At 42.1% G+C, this 25,629-nt stretch carries 24 protein-coding genes; 9 read left to right on the forward strand and 15 right to left on the reverse strand.

What is annotated here, in order from left to right:
• Nucleotides 1-34: 34 nt before the first annotated feature.
• Entirely contained in the window at nucleotides 35-1,195 is a 1,161-nt protein-coding gene (locus tag LZG71_RS15360) for a pyridoxal phosphate-dependent aminotransferase (RefSeq protein ID WP_233821775.1), read from the reverse strand.
• 233 nt (nucleotides 1,196-1,428) lie between these two features.
• Between LZG71_RS15360 and modA the strand changes: the two genes are divergently transcribed.
• The 4 genes from modA (at nucleotide 1,429) to LZG71_RS15380 (ending at nucleotide 4,678) form a co-directional block, all read left to right on the forward strand.
• The gene (gene modA, locus LZG71_RS15365) at nucleotides 1,429-2,181 is read left to right on the forward strand and encodes a molybdate ABC transporter substrate-binding protein (RefSeq protein ID WP_233821777.1); all 753 of its coding nucleotides are present in this window, start codon (nucleotides 1,429-1,431) and stop codon (nucleotides 2,179-2,181) included.
• Between the two features lie 162 nt (nucleotides 2,182-2,343).
• Nucleotides 2,344-3,018 carry a molybdate ABC transporter permease subunit gene (gene modB, locus LZG71_RS15370; RefSeq protein WP_233821779.1) on the forward strand — a complete coding sequence of 225 codons (675 nt, stop codon included), beginning with the start codon at nucleotides 2,344-2,346 and terminating at the stop codon, nucleotides 3,016-3,018.
• On the forward strand, nucleotides 2,999-3,886 hold the full coding sequence (locus LZG71_RS15375; RefSeq protein WP_233821781.1) for an ABC transporter ATP-binding protein: 888 nt from the start codon (nucleotides 2,999-3,001) through the stop codon (nucleotides 3,884-3,886). The genes modB and LZG71_RS15375 overlap by 20 nt, the downstream gene beginning before the upstream one ends.
• A gap of 114 nt (nucleotides 3,887-4,000) precedes the next feature.
• A complete protein-coding gene (locus LZG71_RS15380) occupies nucleotides 4,001-4,678 on the forward strand; it encodes a GDSL-type esterase/lipase family protein (protein ID WP_233821783.1) in 678 nt (225 codons plus the stop codon).
• Between the two features lie 96 nt (nucleotides 4,679-4,774).
• Here LZG71_RS15380 and LZG71_RS15385 read toward each other — a convergent pair whose 3' ends face one another.
• The 5 genes from LZG71_RS15385 to LZG71_RS15405 all read right to left on the reverse strand — a co-directional run bounded on the left by LZG71_RS15385 (nucleotide 4,775) and on the right by LZG71_RS15405 (nucleotide 10,806).
• Entirely contained in the window at nucleotides 4,775-5,674 is a 900-nt protein-coding gene (locus LZG71_RS15385; protein ID WP_233821785.1) for a sugar phosphate nucleotidyltransferase, read from the reverse strand.
• Nucleotides 5,675-5,836: 162 nt separating this feature from the next.
• Nucleotides 5,837-6,163 (reverse strand): iron-sulfur cluster assembly accessory protein, encoded by a 327-nt coding sequence (locus LZG71_RS15390; protein ID WP_233821787.1) that lies wholly within the window; start codon nucleotides 6,161-6,163, stop codon nucleotides 5,837-5,839.
• A 90-nt stretch (nucleotides 6,164-6,253) separates the two neighbouring features.
• Complete coding sequence (locus tag LZG71_RS15395; RefSeq protein WP_233821789.1) at nucleotides 6,254-7,192, reverse strand: homoserine kinase; 939 nt, start codon at nucleotides 7,190-7,192, stop codon at nucleotides 6,254-6,256.
• A gap of 96 nt (nucleotides 7,193-7,288) precedes the next feature.
• Nucleotides 7,289-9,745: a bifunctional aspartate kinase/homoserine dehydrogenase I gene (thrA, locus tag LZG71_RS15400; RefSeq protein WP_233821791.1), complete on the reverse strand. Its 2,457-nt coding sequence runs from the start codon at nucleotides 9,743-9,745 to the stop codon at nucleotides 7,289-7,291.
• 299 nt (nucleotides 9,746-10,044) lie between these two features.
• Nucleotides 10,045-10,806, reverse strand: a complete 762-nt coding sequence (locus tag LZG71_RS15405; protein WP_233821793.1) for a hypothetical protein — start codon at nucleotides 10,804-10,806, stop codon at nucleotides 10,045-10,047.
• A gap of 224 nt (nucleotides 10,807-11,030) precedes the next feature.
• Between LZG71_RS15405 and LZG71_RS15410 the strand changes: the two genes are divergently transcribed.
• The 3 genes from LZG71_RS15410 (at nucleotide 11,031) to LZG71_RS15420 (ending at nucleotide 12,186) form a co-directional block, all read left to right on the forward strand.
• Nucleotides 11,031-11,285, forward strand: coding sequence for a YrdB family protein (locus LZG71_RS15410; RefSeq protein ID WP_233821795.1), 255 nt, complete (start codon nucleotides 11,031-11,033; stop codon nucleotides 11,283-11,285).
• 207 nt (nucleotides 11,286-11,492) lie between these two features.
• Nucleotides 11,493-11,786: a type II toxin-antitoxin system HigB family toxin gene (locus LZG71_RS15415; RefSeq protein WP_233821802.1), complete on the forward strand. Its 294-nt coding sequence runs from the start codon at nucleotides 11,493-11,495 to the stop codon at nucleotides 11,784-11,786.
• Between the two features lie 19 nt (nucleotides 11,787-11,805).
• Nucleotides 11,806-12,186 carry a type II toxin-antitoxin system HigA family antitoxin gene (locus LZG71_RS15420; RefSeq protein ID WP_233821804.1) on the forward strand — a complete coding sequence of 127 codons (381 nt, stop codon included), beginning with the start codon at nucleotides 11,806-11,808 and terminating at the stop codon, nucleotides 12,184-12,186.
• 22 nt (nucleotides 12,187-12,208) lie between these two features.
• On the opposite strand, the gene LZG71_RS15425 is transcribed toward LZG71_RS15420, so the two are convergent.
• Nucleotides 12,209-15,163, reverse strand: coding sequence for an FAD-binding and (Fe-S)-binding domain-containing protein (locus LZG71_RS15425; RefSeq protein WP_233821806.1), 2,955 nt, complete (start codon nucleotides 15,161-15,163; stop codon nucleotides 12,209-12,211).
• 221 nt (nucleotides 15,164-15,384) lie between these two features.
• Between LZG71_RS15425 and LZG71_RS15430 the strand changes: the two genes are divergently transcribed.
• Nucleotides 15,385-16,839, forward strand: coding sequence for a hypothetical protein (locus LZG71_RS15430; protein ID WP_233821808.1), 1,455 nt, complete (start codon nucleotides 15,385-15,387; stop codon nucleotides 16,837-16,839).
• A 154-nt stretch (nucleotides 16,840-16,993) separates the two neighbouring features.
• The gene (locus LZG71_RS15435; RefSeq protein ID WP_233821812.1) at nucleotides 16,994-17,785 is read left to right on the forward strand and encodes a DUF2490 domain-containing protein; all 792 of its coding nucleotides are present in this window, start codon (nucleotides 16,994-16,996) and stop codon (nucleotides 17,783-17,785) included.
• Between the two features lie 58 nt (nucleotides 17,786-17,843).
• Here the strand turns inward: LZG71_RS15435 and LZG71_RS15440 are convergent, their stop codons facing one another.
• From LZG71_RS15440 to LZG71_RS15475, 8 genes are all read right to left on the reverse strand, one after another.
• A complete protein-coding gene (locus LZG71_RS15440) occupies nucleotides 17,844-18,419 on the reverse strand; it encodes a DUF4136 domain-containing protein (protein ID WP_233821814.1) in 576 nt (191 codons plus the stop codon).
• A gap of 290 nt (nucleotides 18,420-18,709) precedes the next feature.
• Nucleotides 18,710-20,077: a Gfo/Idh/MocA family protein gene (locus tag LZG71_RS15445; protein ID WP_233821817.1), complete on the reverse strand. Its 1,368-nt coding sequence runs from the start codon at nucleotides 20,075-20,077 to the stop codon at nucleotides 18,710-18,712.
• 109 nt (nucleotides 20,078-20,186) lie between these two features.
• Complete coding sequence (locus LZG71_RS15450) at nucleotides 20,187-20,882, reverse strand: hypothetical protein (RefSeq protein WP_233821819.1); 696 nt, start codon at nucleotides 20,880-20,882, stop codon at nucleotides 20,187-20,189.
• A complete protein-coding gene (locus LZG71_RS15455) occupies nucleotides 20,879-21,430 on the reverse strand; it encodes a hypothetical protein (protein ID WP_233821821.1) in 552 nt (183 codons plus the stop codon). The genes LZG71_RS15450 and LZG71_RS15455 overlap by 4 nt, the downstream gene beginning before the upstream one ends.
• 162 nt (nucleotides 21,431-21,592) lie before the next feature.
• Nucleotides 21,593-22,597, reverse strand: coding sequence for a TolB family protein (locus LZG71_RS15460; protein ID WP_233821823.1), 1,005 nt, complete (start codon nucleotides 22,595-22,597; stop codon nucleotides 21,593-21,595).
• A 78-nt stretch (nucleotides 22,598-22,675) separates the two neighbouring features.
• Nucleotides 22,676-23,368 (reverse strand): hypothetical protein, encoded by a 693-nt coding sequence (locus LZG71_RS15465; protein ID WP_233821825.1) that lies wholly within the window; start codon nucleotides 23,366-23,368, stop codon nucleotides 22,676-22,678.
• A gap of 179 nt (nucleotides 23,369-23,547) precedes the next feature.
• On the reverse strand, nucleotides 23,548-24,480 hold the full coding sequence (locus LZG71_RS15470; RefSeq protein WP_233821827.1) for a sugar ABC transporter substrate-binding protein: 933 nt from the start codon (nucleotides 24,478-24,480) through the stop codon (nucleotides 23,548-23,550).
• 154 nt (nucleotides 24,481-24,634) lie between these two features.
• The gene (locus LZG71_RS15475; RefSeq protein ID WP_233821829.1) at nucleotides 24,635-25,582 is read right to left on the reverse strand and encodes an ABC transporter permease; all 948 of its coding nucleotides are present in this window, start codon (nucleotides 25,580-25,582) and stop codon (nucleotides 24,635-24,637) included.
• Between the last annotated feature and the right edge of the window lie 47 nt (nucleotides 25,583-25,629).

The raw sequence follows: 25,629 nt of genomic DNA on the forward strand, positions 1-25,629 counted from the left end.
ATTCTTAACTGTCGCCCACGCCCCCGGTCAATTCTTAATTTCCCCTAACCCGCTCCACTGCTTCCCAAATCCTTTCCTTAGGCATGCAAAGAGACAGTCGGATATACCGCTGTCCTTTTGGTCCGAAGATGAATCCGGGAGCGATGAACACATGTTTTTCAATAAGCAGTGAATTCACCAACGTCTCAGCTGACTCGACGGAATCCGGAAGTTTCCCCCATAGAAACATTCCTTCCTGGGATTGATCCCAGGTGCAGCCTAGTGTATTTAGAAATGCCTCTGCGGCTTCGAGTCTTCCCTGGTAAACTGCATTACGCTCCGCATGCCATTCATCACTATTTCCAAGGGCTGCCGAAGCAGCTTCCTGCAAAGCCCAGAACATCCCTGAATCTACATTGCTTTTGATTGTAAGCACCGCATCAATATAAGGTTTTGCAGCAGCCATCCAACCCATTCTCCAACCAGCCATATTGTGCGACTTACTCATAGAATTGAGTTCGATTGCAACATTCTTGGCGCCTTCTATTGACAATATGCTAAGTGGCGCTTTTTTATTCAGCACCAGGCTATATGGATTATCGTGGCATAGCAATATCTTATGCTTCTTTGCAAAAGCAACAGCTTCTTCAAACAATTCCCTGGTCGCCGGTGCACCAGTAGGCATATGCGGATAGTTAAGCCACATAATTTTTGTCCGTGACGTCACCAGTTTTTCCATTGCGATCCAGTCGGGCTGCCAGCCAAAATCTTCACGCAACGGATATTCCTTCACCTCAGCGCCCACCATTTTACTCACCGCACGATAAGCAGGATAACCCAATTCGGGCACCAAAACCTCATCACCCGGATCGAGAAATGTGAGCGATATATGTGTTATGCCTTCCTTCGAGCCAATGAGGGGCAGGATTTCCGAAGTCGGGTTCAGGGTTACGCCATAAGTTCTCTGATAATAAGCTGCAATTGCGTTTCTATATGTAACCGTGCCTACGTAAGGCTGATAACCATGCGCCAATGGCTTACGAGCCGCTTCGGACAAAGCATCGATGGTTTGTTCAGAAGGCATCATATCCGGGTTTCCTATACCCAAATGTATTACGTCGTGCCCTTCCGCAATGAGTTTACGAACCTCAGCCAGCTTTACGGAAAAGTAATATTCCGATGTTTGCCGGGTTCGCTGTGCAGTTTCTATAATCATTATATTCAGAAAATTATACTGTTTGACGGTATCATAATCTCTATTCAATTGAGGATGATGTCAAACGGGGCGCAATTTACTACTTTTTAGTACAACAGATATAAGGGAACCCGGTGCAATCTTGGATGTATTTAAAAGTATTGGGTATATATTCCTGATTTGAAATTGGGAGTCTTCAAAAGCAAGTTTTTAATTCCGGTAGTGAATTGCCTTTAATCTCTTAAATTAGCAACATGAACTTTCAACGCTATATTCTATTCCTTTCCTTGTTGGTTACTGGTTGCTCCAAACCATCCGACAAGATTATCATTGCGACTGCCGCCAATGTGCAATACGTGATGCAGGATATAAAAAAGGAATTTGAAAAAGAAACCGGTAAGCCTATTGAAATTGTGGTAAGTTCTTCAGGTAAGCTCACAACACAAATCCGCGAAGGCGCACCTTTCGATGTATTCGTATCGGCTGACACCAAATATCCTCAGGAGATATTCGAAAAAGGTGGCTCGGAAGAAGCACCAAAGATTTACGCTTACGGTACTTTGGTCATGTGGTCAAAAGACATCCCGGCAACTGAGCTGAATCCTGATATTTTAGCAACTGAAAAAATAAAAAAAATTGCCATTCCTAATCCACGCGTGGCACCATATGGAGAAGCTGCGATTCAGGTTTTGGAAAATCACCAGTCCTTTGCGCTGATCAAAAACAAACTGGTATATGGCGAAAGCATAGCACAAACGGCACAATACATTTCATCGGGCACGGTAGAAGCTGGTTTCAATGCCTTGTCTATCGTACTTTCTCCTGAAATGAAGGGAAAAGGAAATTGGGTTGTGGTGGATTCGTCCTTGTACAAACCCATTGCACAAGCCGCCATTTTACTCCGGCACAGTGAAAACTCGCCAAAAAAGAAAACCAGCGAAGCTTTTTACAATTTCCTGTTTTCACCCAAAGCAAAAGCAATTTTTAAGAAATATGGTTATAGATAATGAAGAATTCGCAGCAATTGTTAATTGTTAAGTATTAATGGTTAATTCCTGATCGCTATCCTTATTCAGAACTATCACAAGCAACCCCGGTCGAACTTTAATTTCTTAACTCCTCATTCTTAATTCTTAATTCTTAACTCCTTTAACTTCTTCCTCCCAAAAATGGATTGGCAGCCGCTCCTTTTAACTTTCAAACTAGCCTCAATCACCTCGTTGATTTTGTTGGTGGTTGCATTGCCATTGGCGTATTGGCTGGCGTTTGGCAGGTTTAAAGCAAGGGGAATTGTGGAAGCCATTATTGGAATGCCTCTCGTTTTACCGCCTTCGGTGATCGGATTTTACCTATTGCTCGCATTTAGCCCGTCTTATTGGTTTGGTGCCTGGATAGAAAAAATGATTGGATTACGCCTCGTTTTCTCATTTCCCGGACTGGTCATTGCTTCGATTATTTACAGTCTGCCTTTTATGGTGTATCCTTTGCGGGCAGGTATGCAATCATTGCCAAAATCTTTGCAAGAAGCTTCTTATACACTAGGCAAAGGCAAATTCGAGACCTTTTATAAAATATTGTTACCAAACTGCAAACCGGCAATACTCACCGCTTTTGTACTCACTTTCGCGCACACTGTCGGCGAGTTTGGTGTTGTGCTGATGATCGGAGGAAACATACCGGGCGTTACCAAAGTAGCTTCTGTGGCGATATACAACGAGGTAGAAGCCCTGAATTATGATCTTGCAAATCAGTATGCTTTGGTGCTTTTTATCATCACGTTTATTATTCTCCTGATCGTCTACTCCATTAACAACCGTCTGCTGCGTGTCCGACAAACTGCTTGATATAAACATTAGCCATACGCTTAATACAGCCAGCGGAATCTTGCCGATGGAAATCGACTTGTCTGTACCCGTTGGTAGCATACTGGCTGTAACCGGACAATCGGGCTCGGGAAAAACGACTTTTCTACGACAACTCGCAGGATTGGCACAACCTCAATCCGGATACATTGAACACGCTGATATTGTTTGGTTTGATAACAAAGCAAGAATTAATGTTCCTGTCCAACAAAGAAATATCGGATTTGTATTTCAGGATTATGCGCTCTTTCCGCACCTTACAGTGAAGCAGAATTTACTTTTTGCACTGGAAAAAGGGGAAGACAACCAAATAGTAAATGATTTGCTGAAAGCAGTAGATCTTCAACAATTGGCTGACCGGAAACCACATCAGCTGTCTGGTGGTCAGCAGCAGCGTGTTGCCCTGGCGAGAGCATTAGTCCGCAAGCCGGATCTTTTGCTTTTGGACGAACCGTTGTCCGCGCTCGATCATTCCATGCGCGGAAATTTGCAAGATTTGCTGTTGAAGTTCCACCGGGAATTCGGGTTCACAATGATTATTGTAACACACGACCTCGCCGAGATTTTTCGGATGGCAGATCAGGTTGCTGTTTTTGATAATGGCAAAATTGTCAGCCGCGGAACGCCCTCGGAAGTTTACATGTCTAAACAAGCTGATTCAAATGATATTGCAATTTATGGCGAAGTAATTTCTACTGAGCCTATGCAAGATCATTTACTCGTTCACGCATTAGTCAACCATAAGATACATCGATTTGAATTGCCACTAAGTCAGGCATCAGTTGTACAACCGGGTTGTTCATTTACCATTCCGTATCACTTTGATGTTAACAAAATCCGGATCATCTGAACGCATAGAGCAACTGCCTTCTAAGCAGTAGATCGTTGCGAATTCATCGTTAAACCTCAGGGTAACTTTTCAACCAACACGTCTTTTCTCAAAAACTAAACTCACAATTACATTATGCAACGCTTTTACAAGCTACTTCAAATTGCCCTTATTGCTGTGCCATTGTTAGCCATGCGTCAGGATAAACCATTAAAGGTTATTTTCTTTGGTGACTCCATAACGCAAGCAGGTGTGGGTCCGACTGGCTACATCACCCAAATGACGGAAACGCTGAAAGCAAAAGGTCAGTCAGGTCAATATGAGTTAAGTGGTGCCGGTATTGGCGGCAACAAAATATATGATTTATACCTTCGTCTGGAAGATGATGTTCTTTCCAAAAAGCCTGACGTGGTATTTATTTATGTGGGAATCAACGATGTTTGGCATAAAACTTCTCATGGAACCGGTACCGATGCCGACAAATATGTGAAGTTCTACGATGCACTGATCAAAAAAATGAAAGCACAAAACATTCGGGTAATCATTTGTACGCCTACGGTGATCGGTGAAAGAAATGACAACTCCAACGCTCAGGATGGTGATTTGAATTACTATTCAAAGCTGATCAGAGATATAGCAGCTAAAAACAGTGTAGAACTTTGTGATTTGAGAAAATACTTTGGTGATTACCTGCTTAAAAACAATCCTGAAAATAAAGAAAAAGGTGTTTTGACTTCTGATCGTGTTCACCTGACGGATGAAGGAAACAAGTTTCTGGCGGAGAGAATGATGGAAGCGCTTTTGAAGAAGTAAAATTTGTTAAAAAGCAGGAAGTAAAAGGGAGAACCGGATTCAGCACCCGATTCTCCCTTTTTAACTCAACTAAGTTTTGCTTATAAGCACTTTAAACTACTCCCAAAGCTTGGCAGGATAAACACCATTTTCGTGTAAAGGCGTCAATGCAGCTTGTACAGTCGGTTTGTCCTCCGGATAAGTAACGCCAAACCAGTCGGATTTACTCCTGAATACACGGCAGTCGCCCAGACCATTTTTGATGATATGTGTCATGACCGTAGGAATGTAGAACTCAGCCTTAGGTGTGTTCAAATTCTCTCTTGCATATATTTCAAAAAGATCCTTGGTAATCGGAAACATAGAAGGTTTAAAACCCCAGAAGTTCATAGAAACGGGTGTTTCCGGCGCAAGTTCTGTCAGCTCTTCGTTTTCCTCGAAATAGATTTTACCATCTTTTTCAAAAATCTTGGTACGTTCAATTACAGATTCAAGATTCTGATCGGCTCTCTCTATACACACACCTCTTGATACCGTACCGTTTTCCGAAAGTGTACGTTTCAGCTCGTAGCCAATCATGGCATGCTGATTATCATTTGTGTCATTTTGAAGAAAATTTGCCATGGTTTCGAAAGCCTCGCGACCATAGAAATCATCTGCATTGATCACAGCGAATGGCGTGTCCGTCTGCTCCCATGCGCACAAAGTCGCATGCCCGGTTCCCCATGGTTTTACACGATCCACCTTACCCAAATCTTCCGGAACATAGGATTGTACGCCTTGAATTGCAAAATCGAAGTCGATCTTACCTTCCAGTTTTGGAGAAAAAAGCGCTTTCGAGCTTTCAAGTATTTCTTCACGCACGATGAAAACTACCTTTCCAAAACCGCTTCTTATTGCATCATATAAAGAATAATCGATAATGGTTTCTCCATTTGGGCCAAACTGATCAAGTTGTTTGATACCTCCGTAACGACTGCCAATACCGGCTGCCAGAATTAAAAGTGTTGGTTTCATTAATTTCAAATAATTGAGAATTGCGTATAGTGCAAAAACATTTTACGAATTGATCCACTAACGTTGATTAGCGGGCACAAATTAACCGGATTCATTCCTATTAATGAAACGCGCCGTGAAATTTCACGGCGCGTTTCATTAAATAAATATTTTTAAAATATGTTAAACGGCGAAACTTTCACCGCAGCCACATGTTCTGGTAGCGTTTGGATTCACAAACTGAAAACCCTTGCCATTCAAACCATCTGAAAATTCAAGTATAGTACCGGCCAGATATAAAATGCTCTTTTTGTCGACAATGATCTTTACACCCTTGTCTTCAAAAATCATATCATTCGGTTGTGTGGCTGAATTAAATTCAAGATTATAGGTAAGACCTGAACACCCGCCGCCCAGAACACCAACGCGGATCTGATAATCGTCCTGATGGCCTTCTGCGTTACGTAATTCTACAATTTTATTTTTGGCTGTTTCGCTTACAGTTACCATAATCAATGTATTGTTTTATGATTGCAAAATATAAACGTCCTTAACATTTAAGAAAGTTCACAGGAAGCTCAAAAAAGTGATTTTTCGATATTAGTTTCTTTCCAGCACAATCGCTCCACCCTGATTTATTCCCGACAAATGCATGGTGGAATCTATCCCTGCATTCGCGAAAGTTTGCTTCATTGCTTCACCTGCTTTCCTGGCATTATCCATTCCTTTTGAAAGCGCAAACATGGACGGACCAGCTCCCGAAATGCTACATCCTAATGCTCCATTGTCAATCGCCGCCTTTTTTACCTCATTAAATTCCGGGATAAGAATAGACCTTACAGGCTCAATGATCACATCGACCATGGAGCGGCTGATCAGGTCATAATCCGATTTCATCAGACCAGCTACCAATCCGGCTACGTTCCCCATTTGAGCAATCGTATTTTTCAGAGACACCTCGTTACGAAGAATGTACCGGGCGTCTTTTGTATTGATTTCAATATCAGGATGAACCAAGGTGCAATACAGATCTTCCGGCACCGGAATTGAAAAAATATCCAGTGGTGTGTAACTTCTAATCACCACAAAACCACCCAAAAGAGACGGACCAACATTATCGGCATGTGCGGAACCTGACGCAATGCGTTCGCCTTCCATGGCAAAGCGAAGTAATTCTTCACGAGTCAAAGGATTGCCAAGAAGCTCGTTCATCGCCACTACTCCTGCTACCGCACTTGCAGCACTGGATCCCATTCCACTGCCTAGCGGCATATTTTTGTGTAATGTTACCTCGCAGCCAAAATCTGTAATGCCCAGATGTTTCAACAGATGAAGCATCACCACCGTAACCGCATTTTTTTCAGCAGCCCGAGGTAATCTTCCTTCGTCTCCGGTGATGTTTTTTATAACGATGCCAGGTTCATCTCTACGACGTATCTCAACCGTATCACCAGGTTCCTGAATTGCAAAACCAAAAATATCAAACCCGCAGGCTACATTGGCCACCGTAGCAGGTGCAAAAGCTTTTATATAGTTCACTGTAAACTAGTTAATACACTGAAATTAAGATTTCAAGGTTTCACGCAAAGCATCAAAGATTACGCAAAGACCGCAACGAATTTCAACCTTATCAAACTACCCCAAATAGCTACTGATACTCATAATGTCCGCAAAGACACCAGAGGCTGTTACCTCAGCTCCGGCACCCGGACCTTTGATCACCAACGGGCGGTCCTTATATCTTTCCGTAGTGAACGACACAATATTATCACTTCCCGACAAGGTGTAGAAAGGATGTGCCGCATCCACGGTCCTCAGTTCCACAGTTGCTTTTCCGTTTTCGAGCGTGGCAATGTATCTCAATTTTTCACCTTTCGCTTCGGCTTCCGATTGCAGTGTTCCAAAATAACCATCTGAAACAATCAGCTCCTGGAAGAAATCCTCGACTGTGGGCGCAGCCAGGCAGTTGGGTGGCAATAGCTGAGCCACATGAACGTCAGCAGCTTCCAAAGGAACGCCGACTTCTCTTGCCAGAATAAGAATTTTCCGGGCCACGTCAGCACCGCTCAAATCATCTCTTGGATCAGGTTCGGTAAAACCTTTTGCTTTTGCTTCTTTCACCACATCCACAAATCGAATGCCCGGCCCGAAAGAATTGAATATAAATGAAAGCGTTCCGGAAAGAATTGCCTCGATTTTTAAAAACTTGTCACCGCTTGCCATCAATCCCTGAATGGTATTGATAATCGGCAAACCAGCTCCTACATTGGTTTCGTATAAAAATTTAACGCCGCGTTTCAGAGCCGTGCGCTGTAAAGCGATGTATTCAGCATATGTGCCTGAGTTTGCCACTTTGTTAGGCGTAACTACTGAAATACTGGCATCTAGAAGCATGTTATAATATTGTACAATATCCTTATCGGAGGTACAATCTACAAAAACACTATTCGGCAGGTTAAGCTCGATCATGCGCTGTACAAAAGCAGGCAAACTGGTTTTTACACCTTCCTCGCTAATTCGCTCTTTCCAATGCTCGGAACCGATACCATCCGGATCCAGAAGCATTTTTTTGGTATTCGAAAGTCCGGCAATATTCAGGTTCAGCAGTTTTTCTTCACGCAAATATTGAGTCTGATTTTGAATCTGTTCAAGAAGTGTTCCACCAATAAGACCTACCCCTACAATGAAAAGGTTCAACGAGCGGGTTTCTGACTGGAAGAATACACCGTGAATGGAGTTCAACGCCTTGGACAAATCGCTTTTCGAGATCACCACAGAGATATTTAGCTCCGATGACCCTTGTGCCGTAGCGACAACGTTTATACCGTTTTTACCTAAAACAGAGAAAAGTTTACCAGATACCCCGGTGCTTTTTTTCATTCCCTCACCGACAATGGCAATGATGGAAAGATTTTTTTCGATGGAAATACCATCTATATGACCTACTGAAATTTCATGAGAAAATTCTTTTTCAAGCACTTCACGTGCTTTCAGAGCATTTTTCGGATCAATAGAAAAACATATGGAATGCTCGGAAGATGCCTGAGAGATCAGGATTACACTGATATCGTTCACCGACAAAGCCGTAAAAAGCCGACCGGAAATACCAGCAACGCCAATCATCCCGCTTCCCTGGATATTAACCAATGCAATTTCATCTATCGACGAAATCCCTGTAATTGGATAGTCTTTTTTATCAGCAGCTTTTTGTACAAATGTGCCAATAAAGTCTGTATTAAAGGTATTGAGAACTTTTAATGTAATATTTTTAGCAAATGCAGGTTGCAGACTAGGTGGATAAATTACCTTGGCTCCAAAGTGCGACAATTCCATTGCCTCAGCGTAGGAAATAGAAGGAATTGTGAAAGCATTTGCCACCTTTCTCGGGTCTGCGGTCATCATGCCATCCACATCAGTCCATATTTCTATCACACTGGCATCCAAAGCAGCAGCTATAATAGATGCCGTGTAGTCAGATCCACCCCTTCCGAGTGTTGTAGTAATACTGTCTCCGGTAGACGCAATGAAACCTGTTACACATTGCAGAGCAGTGGTTTTGGCAAAGTATTCCAGAATTTGTTTGTTGGTTATTTCAAAATCCACATCGCCCATGCCGTAGGTGGCATTGGTGTGAATGATGTTACGCGCATCGCAGAATTCAGCAGAAACACCGCGACTTTTCAAAATCTCTGAAATAACCAGCGTAGATAGCCTTTCTCCAAAACTCATGATCAGATCCAGCGTCCGTTCTGACAATTCCCTGATCCAGGAAACTCCCCTGAGAATATCTCCCAGTTCATTAAAAAGTCCGCGAACGGCAGCGAATGTACTGCTCTGATGTTTCACGTTGATCATCCCGCGAACCACCGCAAAATGACGTTCTTCAACTACTTTAAGGAATTCTATATATTCGGCATTCCCGGCAGCAGCCATCTTCCCAATCTCGATCAGGCGGTTGGTTACGCCTCCCATTGCTGAAAAAACTACGGCTACCTGTTCGCCATTTGCAAGATTATTTTCAAGAATATCGATGACCGTTTTTATACTGTCAACAGTACCGACAGATGTGCCGCCAAATTTGAGAACCTTCATTTAAAGCTATATTCGAATTATCGCAGATTGAGAAATAAATGGCTAACAGCCACTTTGCTTAAATATTTTCTGCAAATATAACAATTCATTCGCCGCTACCTTCATAACGCAGCTGAAATGCAATGTTCAACTAAAACTATCAGTTGATAGCTTATGACAAGGTTTTTCCTATGAAATTATAAGCAGATAGTCATTTGAAAGAGATGGAGAATCAAAACTAAACAGGCCACTTTAAATAAATGAAGCGGATTCAGTGTACAACTGATCCGCTTTTAAACACCAAATGAATGGCTATATTTTTAGAACATAATTCCAAAACCGACTCCAACATTGGCTACGCCGACAAAACGTTTTTCATTGATCGGTACAGCAAATTGAGGATAGTTGCCCACATTGACTGCGATTGCAACATCTTTCAACTCCGCCTCGGTTGCCAGAAAATCTCCGGAAACATGAAAATACAATGTATTGCCCATCGGTATTCTGAGGCTTGCTCCTGCTCCGACACCAAAATCTTTTGTGGAGGCCGGCGATAATCTAACTGTAATGTTGTTTTGTCCGGACTCAAAAGCCCCGGTCATGTCAACCGTTGGGGAAGTAACTTGTACGTATCCACCCTGAACATGAGCCTCAAACTGTACCTTATTAAAATTCAGATACAAAGCCGGCCCCAACATCACAGCATTAAATTTCCATTTCGAAACGTTGGATTGCCAACTGTGATTGCTGGTTTCATTGATCAACGGTTTAATCTGCTCTACCGATTCATTTGCACGTTCTATAATTGGTTCTGGCTTTGTTTTGTTGAGATTCATACTTCCCGAAAGCTTCAAACCAAGCCAGCGTGTAACCCTAAAATCGTAACTGGCCTGTCCGTAATATCCTGAACCAGTAAGCCCGGCGAAGGGGTCATCGAGTTTTTCACGAGCCAATTCTCCAACCGGCAGACTGTACCCTGCCGTTACAGATAAAAAGCTCCTTTTATCATTCTGTGCAAAACTTTTAGATATGGACAATGCAGATAAAACAAATAGAAATATGTGGTAACGGCGAAATTTCATAAATGGTAAACTTATTTTTTAGTTTGGACAAAAGCCTTGGCTCTTCCTGATGACAATTTTTCCATAAAGTAACTTCAATCCAAGTTGTTTTAGTATGATTCTTTTCAAATACTTCGCGTAGGGTAATTTTATCAACAGAATTTCACAAAAATATCCTGTATACGCAGAAAACCGGATTGGTACAAAAATGGTAGCTGTGTTATGCAAACTAAATCAGTAACGTCATGAACAGGCAAGAAACAGATAAAGAAGCCAGAGCTACCAAGAACACCAAAAATGTTTGGAAATGGATTTTGGGCGTAGGTATTGTTTTGATGATCATTGCATTTTGGGGAGGTTTTTTTAATCACGACGAAAACTTCACAGAATCTGAAACACCATCAGAAACCAATGCGCCAGCCTCAGACACGGTTGCTTCTGACACCATTGGTGTAGTAAAAGCAGATACGATCATGCAAAGTGTGCGGGGAACGAAGTAGAAACTTTGTGATTAGCCGACAATAATATAAATTCTTAAAGATTGCACTTCTCGCAAGTTAGAAAATAAAAATGTCTTCAATAGTTGGTAAAACACCAACTATTGAAGACATTTGTTTGGTGTTACTGTAATGTGATTTTTAAATGAAACTGAAAGTCAGTTAAACGATTACAAGCTCGAAATCACCAGTAATTAAATCATTTACGAGATGATCATTATTCAGGCTCGCAAACTAGATCAATTTGCAAAGAAGCATTCCGACTCTGGAAAAAGCTTACAAAGTTGGAAAACAGTTGTCAAAAGCGCTAGTTGGAAGAAAGGATCCGACGTTTTGGAAGATTTTCCTCAGGCGTCTGTAATTCCAGGTAACAGAGCCAGATTCAAGATAGTTGGTAATAAATATCGGTTGATTGTTGAAATAGACTATCAGGATGCAATAGTGGAAGTGAGATTTATAGGAACACACAGTGAGTATGATCGTGTTGATGCCTCAACTATATGAACACCTTTCCATTACATTTATGAAAAAGATAAAATCAGAGTGGTTTTTAATTGAGACCGACCAAGAGTACGAAAATGCACTTGCCCGCTATCAGGAAATCAAATATGCCCTTCATAATTCAAATGAGCATAAAGAGAAGATGTTATTAGCTCATCTCATTGCTGACTATGAACAAAAAACGAGCGACCTACCCGAGGTTGATCCGATAGAATTAATCAAAATCAGAATGGAAGATTTTGGTTACAAATCTGTTGACCTGGCAAACGAGTACGGTGATAAAGGTACAGTAAGCAAAGTTTTGAATTATAAACAAGCTCTCTCCCTTACAATGGTTCGTAAGTTCAGTAAATTACTCCATATACCTGCTGACGCATTAATCGCAGAATATGAACTAAGATAAAATCTCTAAATTATTTAATAACTCACTCTTTCACAGCTTCCCACAAAATCTCAACAGGATGCTTTGCTACGCGTCCTGTACCGTCTTTGATCTGGTGGCGACAGCTGGTTCCGGGAGCAGCAATAATCACTTCTTCCGGCTGTTGCCGTACCGTCGGGAATAACACCAACTCCCCTATTTTCATAGAAACCTCGTAATGCTCCTCCTCATACCCGAATGAACCGGCCATTCCGCAACATCCGGATGGAATCAGCTGAACATGATAATTCTCCGGCAATGAAAGCGCCTTTTTCGAAGCACTCATCGTGGATAAGGCCTTTTGGTGACAATGCCCGTGCAGTTTAATCAACCGTTTTTCAGTTGAGAATACACTTTTATTGATTCTTTTGGCATCAATTTCCCTTGCGATAAACTCTTCAAAAAGCAGGGCATTTTCTGAAATTTTAACTGCTGCATCACACATATTTTCAGGAACGAGATCAATGTATTCATCCCGAAATGAAAGGATTGCGGAGGGCTCTATACCTACCAACGGTGCATCATAAGTGATCAAATCTTTCAGCAAATCAACATTTTGGATTGCCAGTTTCTGGGCTTCTTTCACAAACCCCTTTGACAAATAGGAGCGCCCCGATTCTGTGTGCTCAGGAATAATGACTTCATAACCTAGTTTTTCCAACAACAACACCGCCTTTTGCCCAACCTGCGCATCATTGTAGTTGGTGAACTCATCACAGAAAATGTAAACCCTTCGGTTTTGGGTATGTGGAGTTAAGCTCTGGGTACGTTTCCGCTTATTGTACCAGCTTTTAAAGGTTGTGCTGTCCAAATGCGGCATAGAGCGATCAGGATGAAAACCCACCATTTTATTGGCAACTTTCCTTAATGCGGTATTTCCGAACACACCGTTGAATGCCCAGGGTGCAATAGAAGCCAGTTTCATTTGTTTTGAAAAATTGGCGATCAGTTTACTACGCATGGGAATACCGTGCGTTTCATAATATTGTTGGGTAAACTCAGCCTTCATTTTACCCACATCCACGCTGGAAGGGCACTCCGATTTACAGCCTTTACAAGAGAGGCACAGATCCAGAACTTCCTTTACCATTTCCTGAGACGTGTTTTTGCTGGTATCCGGTGTCAGATATCTCCTGAGCATATTTGCACGAGCGCGGGTTGTATCCCGTTCGCTGCGGGTAGCCATATAACTTGGGCACATCGTTCCGCCGGTCAACTCGGTTTTTCTGCAATCGCCAGAACCGCTGCACTTTTCGGCCATCCGAAGCATGCTTTCCTGCCGTGAAAAATCAAAGGTTGTGGGTAAAACAGTAGCGGGTTGATCTTGCCCGTAACGCAGAAATTCATTCATTGGAGGCGTATCCACAATTTTATTGGCATTGAAAATACCATTGGGATCCCATATCTTTTTCACCTGTCTGAACATCTCATACACCTCCTCTCCCATCATATACGGAATAAATTCTCCCCGAAGACGACCATCGCCATGTTCTCCGGAAAGTGCCCCGTTGTATTTTTTTACAAGTTTGGCCGTATCAGCAAGTACATCCCTGAATTTTTGTTTACCCTCACTTGTTTTGAGATTTATCATCGGTTCAACATGCAGCTCTCCCGCACCGGCATGCGCATAATATGATGCGTGTAATTGATGCTCCGCTAGCAACAATTCAAGGTCTGCTATATATTCCGGCAAATCTTCTACTGCCACGGCACAATCTTCAATTAAATTTACCGGCTGCGTATCTCCCGGTAGATTTCGGATTAGTCCCAAACCTGCTTTTCTAATTTCCCAAGCCTTGTTGGCTTCATCTCCAAACAAAACAGGATATGCATAACCAAGTCCGGCTTGCTTCAATTCTGCTACAAGTGGATCTGATTGTGCCTGAACTTCTTCCATTGTATTGCCCCAGAATTCAACCATCAGCAATGCGGCCGGATCACCTTCAATGAAAAACCGATTCTGAGAATATACTTTATGGTTTTTTGTAAAATCCATGATATAGCGATCAACCAGCTCGGAGGCTTTCGGCTGGTGTTTCATTGCAACACGATTCGCATGCAACGACTCGGCGAGGGAATTGGCATGCACACACACTACACCTACGTAGATGGGCATCACATCGACGAGTGCGATTTTGGCCTCAGTTACAAAACACAATGTTCCTTCCGAACCTGCAATCAGATTACAAAGATTGACCTGATCTTTTTCATAACCATCTACCAATGCGTCAAGCGCATAACCTGAGTTTCGGCGTGTGACAGTCGGTTTGGCAAATTGCTTTCTTATCAATTCCTTATCTACCGGATTGGACAACATACCCCACATCCCGGCCAGAATCGCCTGTTCCCTTTTGCTTTCAATTTGCTTCCCTGAAACCCGCTGAATGTATTCCGTTGTCGTCTGATTTTTAAAAGTAGTTTCCGATCCGTCAGATAGTAACGCTTTCACTTCCAGCAAATGGTCACGAGTACTACCCCAGGTAATGGAATGCAGTCCGCAGGAATTATTCCCGATCATGCCACCAATCATAGCCCGGCTTGCCGTAGAAGTTTCCGGACCAAAAAGCAGCCCGTACTGAGCAAGATGTTTGTTAAGATCATCACGTATTACACCTGGTTGGACACGTACCCATTTCTCCTCTTTATTCACTTCCAGAATGGCTCCAAAGTGTTTGGAAATATCCACCACAATACCGTTTCCTACTACCTGCCCTGCCAGAGACGTTCCTGCTGCTCTCGGTATAAGGGTCAGCTTTTGTTCATTGGCAAATTGAATGAGCTTTTTAATTGCATCCACTGTTCTTGGCAATGCAACTGCCATCGGCATTTCCTGATATACAGATGCATCAGTGGCATAAATTGCCTTTTGCGCGGAATGTAAAGTGGAGTCGTCAAAATAAAGTTCGCCTTCAAATTGGGATTGAAAACTATTGAATTGAAATTGGGATATGCGGTTCATCCGGAAACTCAGAAAATTGGATAGCTAAATTACTTGAACGAAAGGTAATCCAACTGAAAAATGTGAGACAAATCACTTACTTCAGACGTATTTAGAATCTGTATAACACCAAACTGCACGGCTGCTATTCAGTATCCTCCTGCTAAATGACATAGTTACGTATATTGGCACACTTTTTACACCAGAATAGATTCATTCCATTATTACCAACTGCGAAATCAATGAAAAAGATAAGTATACTGCTTCTGTGCCTTGTTAGTTTGCATTCATTTGCGCAGAAGAACGCAAGCATAACCATCACCACACCCAAAAATTTTCAGGCGACCGTAACACTCATCCTGGAAGATGTTCATTTCCACCCCAATCTGGGCATTGGACTTGCAGATGCAAAGCTGGAAACAATTGCATCGGTCAATCTGATGGAAACCCTTACTGAAAAAGTAGAAGTTCAGCTCAACGAACCTAAAATGATGCGATTGCAATACAGCGGCGGTGGTGTAAGCAAAAACAGAATGCTTTTTTTACAGCCTGGCGACGACCTGATTGCCACCTTTCCGGGTACGGCAGAAGTAACTTTTACAGGAAAAAATGCAGCATATCAGACTTTCCTGCAAAACCACTTTCTTGAAAACCAATATCAATATTTGCCGGTATTCGGCTACAAACCTGCACAAATCGAAAACAAGAGTGTGGTACAGCAGAGCGACAGTCTGAAACAGATTCGCCAGGATGCTTTTCAGAAATTCAAAGCTGCTAATCCGGCCATTCCCGCTTTTGATGCATACATTACCGCTACCACTGAAACCGAACCGGCCGTAATCAGAAGATTGATTCAGGAAAAGATCATGCGGAGAAACCGGGTTACAACCCTGGATCCTGCTCAGCGGAAAGAACTGGAAGATTTGACGCTGAACGAATTCAAAATTTTGCCTGATGATGCCTTGCTGAGCCAGTCATACCGTGACGAACTTCGTAACTGGTCACTCATTCCGTCTACAAGAAAATTCCCGCTGACGGCAGCTACAAATTATGAAATAAGTCCAGAGGCGTTGAAAGATGTATATGCTTTCAGCAAAGAAAAGTTGCAGAACAATCCGAAACAAAAGGAATATTTGCTTACATACTGGCTCAATTATGCTGCAACAGCGATACCGGGCGTTGAAACTGCCAAAGCACTTCTGACGGATTATAATACCACTTTCCCCAATTCGGAGTATGGTACGTACATCGCCAAACTGATCACAACCAAAGAATCGTTGCAACCCGGAGCTGCTTCACCTGAGATAACGCTTTTGGATAAAGACAGCACTGCTTTTGCCGTGAGTCAGTTAAAAGGGAAACCGGTTTGCATGGTATTCGCATTCAGCATTGGTCAGCATGAGCCTGCGTTAAAAGCTTTGGAAGAAAAATATAAAGGCAAAGTTACATTTGCATACGTACTGGTAACCTCGGGAGTACCTTTACATATGTGGAAACAATATGCTACCGAACGTGCAGACACCAAACATTTATGGGCCTCAGACGAAAATGTTGATCTGCTCAAAGACAAATATGCAATTGACATCCGCTATCCTTTTTTGGTGCTGGATGCACAGGGAAAAATTGTGGATCGGTGGATCCCTCAGGAATTTCCAAACAACAAGACTCTTGACACAACGATCCAAAAGGCTCTTTAACCCGGATTACGCAAAATGATATTTCGGACCATGAGCTAATGCGTAATTCGGGTTTAGTAGCCTGATAAGATTAATTTACGGTTAAAATGCGTTTTCAGGAACAACTTTTTGATGTCAGGTATGTTTTAAAATAATGTACCTGACATCATTTTGCATGAAGCTTTTTTCTATTGCCGTAATCTGTCTTTTTTCATTCACAGCTTTTTCACAAATATCTCCACCCGGACTGGACGACACCCAAATTGCAACCTGGGGAGCCGTGGGATTTAGTCAGCAATTGAATCCAAAGTGGACGCTGACCGCTTATCTTGGCGGAGCAAGAATGAGTGATCCGGATAATTGGCATCCGTTACAAAAACAAAGTATTGCCGTTTACAATCATGAATTTCAGTACAAATTCAGTTCGCAATGGCAGGCATCTATTTGCAGCAGTATTCGTTATCAAAATAAATACAACGAAGAACCTCCTTACGATGCTCAGGATCAGGCATACAGATGGGAATTGAGATACTATGCCCGTGTATATTACAAGCAGCAACTCGGCAAACTTGCTATGAATTACTCATTCCGGCCAGAATTCAGAACGTTTTATTCGCCGGGCTGGAAACCTTCATCAACTCCATTTGAACTCAGGCTCAGACTAAAAGCGCAAGCCAGCCTTCCGCTTAATCAGAAAAAATCCAACTTTATTATCGGTGCCAACGAGTTCCTCAGCGCCGTGGACGAATACACGATCAATACCCCTTCGGCCCGGGATCATCAATGGTCGAACTACCATTTCACAGAAGACCGCTTTTCCGTCTACTTCCGTCATTTTTTTCAGGAACAGGACATTGTTGTTGACCTTGGTGTAATGGAACAATTTAAACCTGGAAGCCATTTTGAGCCTGTTTCTTATCTCGCTTTCGATGTGCTAATTCAAAATCCTTTCTCCCGGCATCATTAAATTGCAGCATAAAAAAAGAGGCAATGTTTCCATCACCTCCATTTTGCTTATCTAAATTTTACTTTCTAGTGTAGGTATCCTGCGTAGCTTCAGGGAAAGTTCTCAGGATGTCGGCCATCGTATTTTTGACCATCGTTTCCCTATCATCTTTTTTGGTTGGTGCTTTAACCTTTCCTGATGCCCATCCCTGCCAGATCATCTTTTCACTACTTTTTTGATAGATGTTAAGGATGAAACGACTTTCCTGATAGTTGTAAGTAGAGATGTTGTTGCCACCACCATACCACCACATATAAGGCGAGTACATGTTATTGGAACGAACCTGCTGACGATCTTTCACGTCTGTCATAAAACGAACAATAATCTCAGGATTGTTCTGGTCAAGTGTATAACCTTTTCCTTTCATAACTTCCACCACTGCGTCACCAAGTCTTCTCCTGTTGAGTTCACTACCCAGTAACGGATCTTCTTCCATGGTACGCTCCGACTCTACTTTAAATGTTTTGAACTGCTTAAGATTAACTGATGAATCATGATCATAACTCACCTGAAGAGCCTGGCTGCACGCCATAAACAGAATTCCCGCCACTACCACCACCAAGGCGGATTTTGTCAACTTCACTATGTTTTTCATGCTGATGTTTTATTATTGGTTTAACAATTATCTGACACTTCCCGAGGGCAAAAGGTTTAAACGCCTGAAAAAGATATCTATAAAACTTCTAACATATGTTGTTGGTATACGGGTTCGAAAATTTATTTTAACTCCAAAATATTCAACGCAATGGATGCAACTGAATACGCAATGGACGCTAAAATTGTTGCAAATTCCCGACGGCAAGAATCCAGGTATATTAAGGCTAAAACAAAAAAACACAATGAAAGACCTTGCTTCCATTGCGTTTTCAATTCTGCTTATTTGCTTTACACGTTTCTGTAATCCGGATGCTTGTAAGGATCACGGTAAGCACGTGACAATAGTGCTGTTGCTTCTCTATCTCCAACCACTTCCTTTTTAACAGGATCATATACCAAAGCGCGTCCTGTTTTCATAGACAAATTGGCCAGAATACAACTTGCTGTCGATATGTGACCTTCTTCTATATCGGCAATCGGTTTCGTACTATTGTCGATCGCGCTGAGAAAATCAAGCATGTGAAGTCTTGTTGCCGGTGCTGCATTCAATTCGATACGCTCTTCCTTTACATCCTCAGGATATTTTTCCTTTTCATAAACTACATCCTTATGGATTTTTTCTCCTTTTCCTTGCGGGATAAAATCATACGACATCGTACTAGCCCACAGCGTTCCCTTTTCTCCGTACAAGGTAAACGACCAGGGATAATCCGGATTGTTAGGCGTTCCCCAAGTACGGTGCTGCCACACGCAGTTTAATTCAGGATATTCGAAAATAGCGGATTGTGTATCTGATATATTGGACTTGCCTTCTTTCTGAACGTAAATACCACCCTGCGAACTAATTTTGGTAGGCCAGCCCAGTTTCAACATCCAGCGAACCGTATCAAACATGTGTACACACATATCACCTGTAATACCGTTCCCATATTCCATAAAGGTGCGCCACCAGCGAATGTGCGGGATGTCGTCATAAGGTCTTAATGGAGCCGGTCCCGTCCACCTTTCGTAATCCAAAAAGTCCGGCACTGGTTTTACAGGTGGATTGCCGTTGTTGCGCATGTGATAGTAGCAGCACATTTCCACATGGGAGATTTTACCGAGCAGTCCCGCATCCACAATATTCTTTTTTGCATCTATCAAGTGCGGCGTGCTCTTTCTCTGCGTACCTACCTGAACTACTTTTTTGTATTTGCGGGCAGCGGCAACCATTGCCTCACCTTCCATCACATCCACGCTGATCGGTTTTTGAACGTACACGTGAGCGCCGGCCTTCACCGAGTCAATCATCTGCAAAGCATGCCAGTGATCGGGTGAACCTACAAGCACAATATCCAGCTCATTTTCAGCCAGCATTTTGTTATAATCTCCGTATAGTTTTGGTGTTTTTCCCGATTTCTGTCGCTGGCTGACCAGTTTCCCGGCCTCATTCAACTGATTTTTATCTACATCACAAAGAGCGATCACTTCAACCGGCACAACCTGAATAAGTCTAAAAAGGTCACTTTTCCCGTACCAGCCTGTTCCAATGAGTCCGACACGCCAAGGCTTTGCCGGGTTTATCAGATCCATTCCACGCGCTCCGAAAGTCGACAAAGCAAGCGTAGCCGTAGCGCCATACAAAAACTGACGCCGATTAATATTGAAAGAATTCATGTTAGGTCGTGTGATTGGTTTGGGAATAAAAAAAGCGACTGAAAAGCAGCCGCTGATAAAAGACGTTTTTGGGGTGGGTTTACTATTTGAGCAAATTATTTCTCCATCTCTAATCTGCCAGGAAAGCTGACCAAATACGTTTAAGCCGAGCTGTTCTTGAAGAAGCATTGGCAGAATTCATGTTGTAATAAACCCCTTCATGAAAATTTAGATCTTCCATCAGATTATTCATTTCTTCCTTTAAGTAAGCGCCAACATCTCCGGAAGCCTGTTGCAAATCTGTTAATGGATCTAGCTTGTTATCAAATGAATAAACAATGTCTTCAAAATCTTTACTCTGTCGTAAATCCCCTTTGTTTCGTGAATTATGCGCTTCTATTTTGGATGCTATAAAATAATGAAATGGCATTAATCGTATAGAAACGTCATTATCAATCTCATACCAAAAACTTTTTTCAATACCTTCCGTATACCATTTGTTACTGAATCCTAAAACGTCTTCATTAATTGGCATCACGTCCACAATTATTTCATTGATTTTATACCGTCCAATAAAAGTAGAGTCTGTCACATTTTTGAAGCCCAATTGACGTATTTTCTCTTCAAATATTGAAAAAGCACCTCTTGTTGTAATCCCGACAACAATATCTATATCATCAGTAGGTCTTACCTCAGCAGCGGCAGGATCATCCGCATATAGTGCAACGACTGCTCCCCCGACAAAAACAACATCCTGTAACAGATGATCCAGCCTCACGGCAATTTCTCTAATCCTTTTAACATACAAATGTTTGTTATAGATCATTGGAAAAAGCGATTTTTTAGTTCTTCAATTGCCAACTCTCTTTCTCTTGCGCCACCGATCCGTAGCGAATCCGTTAAAGCCAAAAGCTCATATAATAGCTTATCTTTGCCAACAATTTCGGGTACTGTATGATAAAGAGGAACAATCGCCTGACCACGAACATTCCCTTCGGCATATTCCCAAATTATTTCTTCCTGAAAAGACAGTTTCGCTTGTAGGGGTTCCGCTGAATGTGCGGTTGGTATACCTCTAACAAGGATTCCCGGTTTAACAGGAAAAGCATATTTTAATCCATATATAAGAAATTCTAAAAAGGATTGCATAAACACTTGTTTAAACGGGCTGTCTTCAATTAAACCGGCGTAAAATGACCTATTGATAGATGCTGATATCTCTGCTGAACTTATATTAAGTAGCTCTGCCAGATTTTTGTTTTGAATGGGGTATATAAATTTCACCCCTGTCCCTGCCCAGTTCTTTTTTTGAATTGCCACAATTGCTAATAAAACTACAATGTCCTGTGGCCTCATTCCTTTATGATCTTTCATTTTATTGATTTTTGATTTGCAATTTACGATTTGCGATTTGCAAATCAAAAATTAATGCACCCAAATTTGATGCTCACTGAATAACTAAATATGGACTACTATCAATCCTTATATCTACTCACAACCAGCAGTTTGCAAAAAATTAGAACAGCAAATTTTATCTCAAAAATCCTCTTTAAGACCAGTCATGTACAGATCATACCCGCCTTTTCCGCTAGGGCGATCCGAAGAAAACAGCATCAAAGGATAAGAGAAATGAGTTAAGGTTGGCAAGATTGGTCTGTACTCGTTGTGCGGCGTGTTTATCCGACTCCCTGCATTAACAGGTTTTGACCACTTTCCAGCTTCCAGTTTTGAATAATAAATATCGAATCCTCCCTGTCCATCTGGCCTATCAGAAACGAAAACCAGTGTATTGTTATAGAAATAGGGGCATTTATCGTCGTGTGCTCCTGATAATTCTTCAATTTTTCTCAATTGATAATCTTTTGGAGAGACCAAACTTTCTACCGTAATGCGTTCCGATTCCTTTCGTGGAATTGATAACTCGTAAATATCAAAGCTCCCCTCACGGTTGGAGCTAAAATATACCTTGTCACCATAATGGGAGAAACTGGGATAACCGTCATCCTGTGGAGAATTAAGCAGAGAAAACTTCTCAGGTCCGGTAATTCCGTCCTTATTGCTTCTAATGTACTTTATTTCCATATCACCCTGTGAATCATCTGCATAGAACAGTAACAAATCCTTAGCACCATCGCCATAAGAAACCAAATCCTGACTAAATGAAAGCGACTTCGGGCCATAAACGTTGAAATCTCCATTGGCGCGGGATGCAAGACTGGAAAGAGCACCATACTCAGCAAAATCATACTTAACAGCGCCATTTCCTGAAAATTTTCTCAACGCCAAATCCTTGTTGTAAGTAAGTTCCGCATTGAAATACACCAGATTTAGAAAGTCTTTGTTATATCTTTTCGAAGAAAAAATTAAATGCGTTTGACCATATCTGTTGTATGGTAAATCTGAATTGTAATCGTCAAATGCAGAATTAAATTCTTCCAAATTAACCACGTCCTCTAAGAATTTCCCGTTCTTTTTATCCGGACTTTCAAGAAAGCAACCATTAAAAAGGAATAGAGTGCCTATCAAAAATAACTTTTTCATGAACTTAGCTGTTGATGATGATTTGCAAAAATTACGAAAATAGCACTGTTCCGTTGCTCAAAGAAAAGATATTATAAACTACGATGGATCTTTATATCTACTCACAACCAGATATTTAACCTTACCATTTTCCAACTTGATATCTACATGCTCGAATAATTTAGGTTCAACAGTAAAGCGGAAGTACCATTGCGGTGATTGGGTCATGATGGGATCGTACTCCGACGCCAGTTCCTTTGTAAATAAAGAAATCCGCTCGAATTTATTGGCATAGGAGCTCTTGCCCTGAATGTTTACCAATTTGCTGTATAGACCATTTGCCTGATCACCTATGCGAACAGAAGTTGATGCATTTTCTTTCAATGGCCATTGTGTGAGTTTACTCCCACTATTGAGGTAAATACTTTTTACTTTTCCTGCTTCAAAGGTGATCTGAATACCAGAATCCGTACCCTTTTGTTCGTCCAGCAAAATAGATTGGTACAGGTGTATGCGGTTATCCAGCTGATTCACATTCGTAAAAATATTGCTTACAACGTTCACATATTGGAGGCCTGTTCTAGTCTGAATTTTTTGAAGTGAGGTATAAACCTGCTCCGCATTTGCAGCAATTTCAACCCCAAGATGCCCTCCGGCAGTAATCGTATCGTGGCTGACACGTATCAATTCTACCGGATCAATAATAATTTCAGGTTCTAGGGGATCGGTATTAAGGCATCCTGTTCCTAAAAAAGCCAAAGAAAGCATGGCTGCTAGTACTGTATTTTTCATTGCTAAGTGTTTAAGTAAATCAGTATTCAGGAGACGCAAGTGCCTGCAAATTGGTTGTAACCGTATATGAACTTTCCAGTGTTTTTTTATGAGAATCTATTGAAAAGTGTGCTAAAACAAAAAAGTCCATGCGGTTAAACATGGACTAAATCTTATTCCGATGAATGTAATTCAGAGTTTCACTTCAAAAACTCCCCAACATTCTCCTTCGTTACCAACTTGAACGGGATCAATAAACTGGCTTCCACCTTTTCTCCTTTGGCAGCTTTTACGGCCGCTTCTATTGCTTGTCCGCCCTGTTGTTTGGCATCCTGAAATACCGTGGCATCCAATGCCCCTTTTTTTACAGCCTGCAAAGCATCTGGGATCGCATCCACGCTTACTACCAAAATTTTTCCTTTCAATCCAGCTGCTTCAAGTGCTTTCACTGCACCCATCCCCATTTCATCGTTTTGGGCAAAAATTGCATTCACCTTTGATCCGTATGATTGAATCCAGTTCTCGGTCAGCGACATTGCCTTGGCACGATCCCATTCTCCGGATTGTTCCGCAAGCAATTTCAAACCGGGCGTTGCTTTTAGTATTTCTTTGGCACCTTTATCGCGTTTGATCTGTGCAGCTTGTCCCATAAAGCCGTGCATCATTAAAATATTTCCTTTTCCGCCCAATTTCTCAGAAATGTATTTCATGGCGATCCGGGCCGACTCTTCATCGTCTGAACCGACAAAAGCGGTAGGTGCTGTTGATGTTTCAGAGTTGACATTGATGATCGGAATTTTAGCGTCCAGCGCCAGTTTTACTGCCGGAGAACTTGCTTCTACTTCGCAAGGGTTCAGAATAATGGCATCAACACCTTGCGCAATAAAACTTTCAACTTGTTCCACCTGTTTCAATGCCGATCGCTCGGCATCCACCAAAACAAGCTCAGCCCCTAATTCCTTGGCCTTTGCTTCCATAGCATCAGCCACATTCACCACAAACTCATTTTGCATACTGAGCATGGTGGCGCCAATCACGAGTTTTTTTCCTCCCGAATCATCTGTTTTTGATTGATTACAACCCGTCATCAATATGGACAAAAACAACAATCCTGATAAACAAATATTTTTCATTGTATTGATATTGAATGATTTGTATTGATTTTTCATTAACGAGTTCATCGGGCGTTGCCCGATGCTCAGGGATGAATGTCCGTTGGGCAAGCTAGGGCTGTCCATTTCTCCATCCTCCTTCCTCCCTTTTTCCCCATGCCCTTAACCCCATGCCCTACCCCTCCTTCCCCATACTATCCAAAACCACTGCCCCAATGATAATGGCGCCCATCACAACCTGCTGATAATAGGATGTTACGTTCAACAAATCCAGGCTATTGCTGATCACACCGATTAACAGAGCGCCGATTAATGTTCCGGTCATCGTGCCAGTTCCACCAGATGTACTCGTTCCACCGATAATCGCGGCGGCAATCGCATCCAGTTCAAAACCTGCGCCGGCATTTGGCTGACCGGTTGTGATTCTCGAAGTAAGCAAAATTCCTCCCATTGCAGAAAGTAATCCGCAAATGGTATATACCCACATCTTCACGTTGTTCACTCTGATACCGGAAGCCCTGGCAGCTGGTTCGTTTCCGCCTACGGCATACATGTATCGTCCAAGAATTGTTTTATTCAAAATAATGGAGCAAACGATAAAGGCGATAATCAGGATAATAATAGGGAATGGAATACCAAAAAGATTACCTCCACCTATGAAATTAAAGGAGTCTGACAGATTGGAAACGGGCCGACCTTTACTGAAAATGAGTGCTAAACCGCGACCGATTGTCATGGTGCCTAATGTTACAATGAATGGCGGCACCTTGCTTTTTGTAATCACCAAGCCGTTGAAAGCACCAATTGCTGAGCCAGCCGCTAGTCCGATAAAAATTGGAACTACAACCGGGTAGGTATCCGGATGTGCAAACGTAGCTGCAACCACTCCAGTAACTGCCACCATCGATCCCAGCGACAAGTCGATGCCGCCAGTAATGATCACAAACGTTACTCCAAAAGCCAACAGCGCATTGATGGAAACCTGGTTTCCGATCGTCATCAGATTGGATATCGTAAAAAACCTGGGCGTGCTAAATGCCAGAACCAGACAGATAATCACAAAAGCCACAAAAATCCCATACTGACCAAAATTCCTGAACTGTGCCTGAATGTTACTTCTCACTAAATATTAGGTTAGTTTTATATCTTGTTCGTAAAAGCAGGTAACAG

The sequence above is a fragment of the Dyadobacter sp. CY312 genome (assembly GCF_021390535.1).
Taxonomy (GTDB): domain Bacteria; phylum Bacteroidota; class Bacteroidia; order Cytophagales; family Spirosomataceae; genus Dyadobacter.

What these genes read in the sequence shown, in the direction of transcription:
- modB (WP_233821779.1), top strand. Translation starts at nt 2,344, where the DNA reads ATGGATTGGCAGCCGCTCCTTTTAACTTTCAAACTAGCCTCAATCACC.
- LZG71_RS15470 (WP_233821827.1), bottom strand. Translation starts at nt 24,480, where the DNA reads ATGAAAAATATTTGTTTATCAGGATTGTTGTTTTTGTCCATATTGATG.
- LZG71_RS15385 (WP_233821785.1), bottom strand. Translation starts at nt 5,674, where the DNA reads ATGAAACCAACACTTTTAATTCTGGCAGCCGGTATTGGCAGTCGTTAC.
- LZG71_RS15360 (WP_233821775.1), bottom strand. Translation starts at nt 1,195, where the DNA reads ATGATTATAGAAACTGCACAGCGAACCCGGCAAACATCGGAATATTAC.
- LZG71_RS15450 (WP_233821819.1), bottom strand. Translation starts at nt 20,882, where the DNA reads ATGATCTATAACAAACATTTGTATGTTAAAAGGATTAGAGAAATTGCC.
- LZG71_RS15410 (WP_233821795.1), top strand. Translation starts at nt 11,031, where the DNA reads ATGAACAGGCAAGAAACAGATAAAGAAGCCAGAGCTACCAAGAACACC.
- LZG71_RS15465 (WP_233821825.1), bottom strand. Translation starts at nt 23,368, where the DNA reads ATGAAAAATACAGTACTAGCAGCCATGCTTTCTTTGGCTTTTTTAGGA.
- LZG71_RS15380 (WP_233821783.1), top strand. Translation starts at nt 4,001, where the DNA reads ATGCAACGCTTTTACAAGCTACTTCAAATTGCCCTTATTGCTGTGCCA.
- LZG71_RS15430 (WP_233821808.1), top strand. Translation starts at nt 15,385, where the DNA reads ATGAAAAAGATAAGTATACTGCTTCTGTGCCTTGTTAGTTTGCATTCA.
- LZG71_RS15460 (WP_233821823.1), bottom strand. Translation starts at nt 22,597, where the DNA reads ATGAAAAAGTTATTTTTGATAGGCACTCTATTCCTTTTTAATGGTTGC.
- LZG71_RS15420 (WP_233821804.1), top strand. Translation starts at nt 11,806, where the DNA reads ATGAAAAAGATAAAATCAGAGTGGTTTTTAATTGAGACCGACCAAGAG.
- LZG71_RS15440 (WP_233821814.1), bottom strand. Translation starts at nt 18,419, where the DNA reads ATGAAAAACATAGTGAAGTTGACAAAATCCGCCTTGGTGGTGGTAGTG.
- LZG71_RS15415 (WP_233821802.1), top strand. Translation starts at nt 11,493, where the DNA reads ATGATCATTATTCAGGCTCGCAAACTAGATCAATTTGCAAAGAAGCAT.
- LZG71_RS15390 (WP_233821787.1), bottom strand. Translation starts at nt 6,163, where the DNA reads ATGGTAACTGTAAGCGAAACAGCCAAAAATAAAATTGTAGAATTACGT.
- LZG71_RS15445 (WP_233821817.1), bottom strand. Translation starts at nt 20,077, where the DNA reads ATGAATTCTTTCAATATTAATCGGCGTCAGTTTTTGTATGGCGCTACG.
- LZG71_RS15405 (WP_233821793.1), bottom strand. Translation starts at nt 10,806, where the DNA reads ATGAAATTTCGCCGTTACCACATATTTCTATTTGTTTTATCTGCATTG.
- LZG71_RS15425 (WP_233821806.1), bottom strand. Translation starts at nt 15,163, where the DNA reads ATGAACCGCATATCCCAATTTCAATTCAATAGTTTTCAATCCCAATTT.
- modA (WP_233821777.1), top strand. Translation starts at nt 1,429, where the DNA reads ATGAACTTTCAACGCTATATTCTATTCCTTTCCTTGTTGGTTACTGGT.
- LZG71_RS15435 (WP_233821812.1), top strand. Translation starts at nt 16,994, where the DNA reads ATGAAGCTTTTTTCTATTGCCGTAATCTGTCTTTTTTCATTCACAGCT.
- LZG71_RS15455 (WP_233821821.1), bottom strand. Translation starts at nt 21,430, where the DNA reads ATGAAAGATCATAAAGGAATGAGGCCACAGGACATTGTAGTTTTATTA.
- thrA (WP_233821791.1), bottom strand. Translation starts at nt 9,745, where the DNA reads ATGAAGGTTCTCAAATTTGGCGGCACATCTGTCGGTACTGTTGACAGT.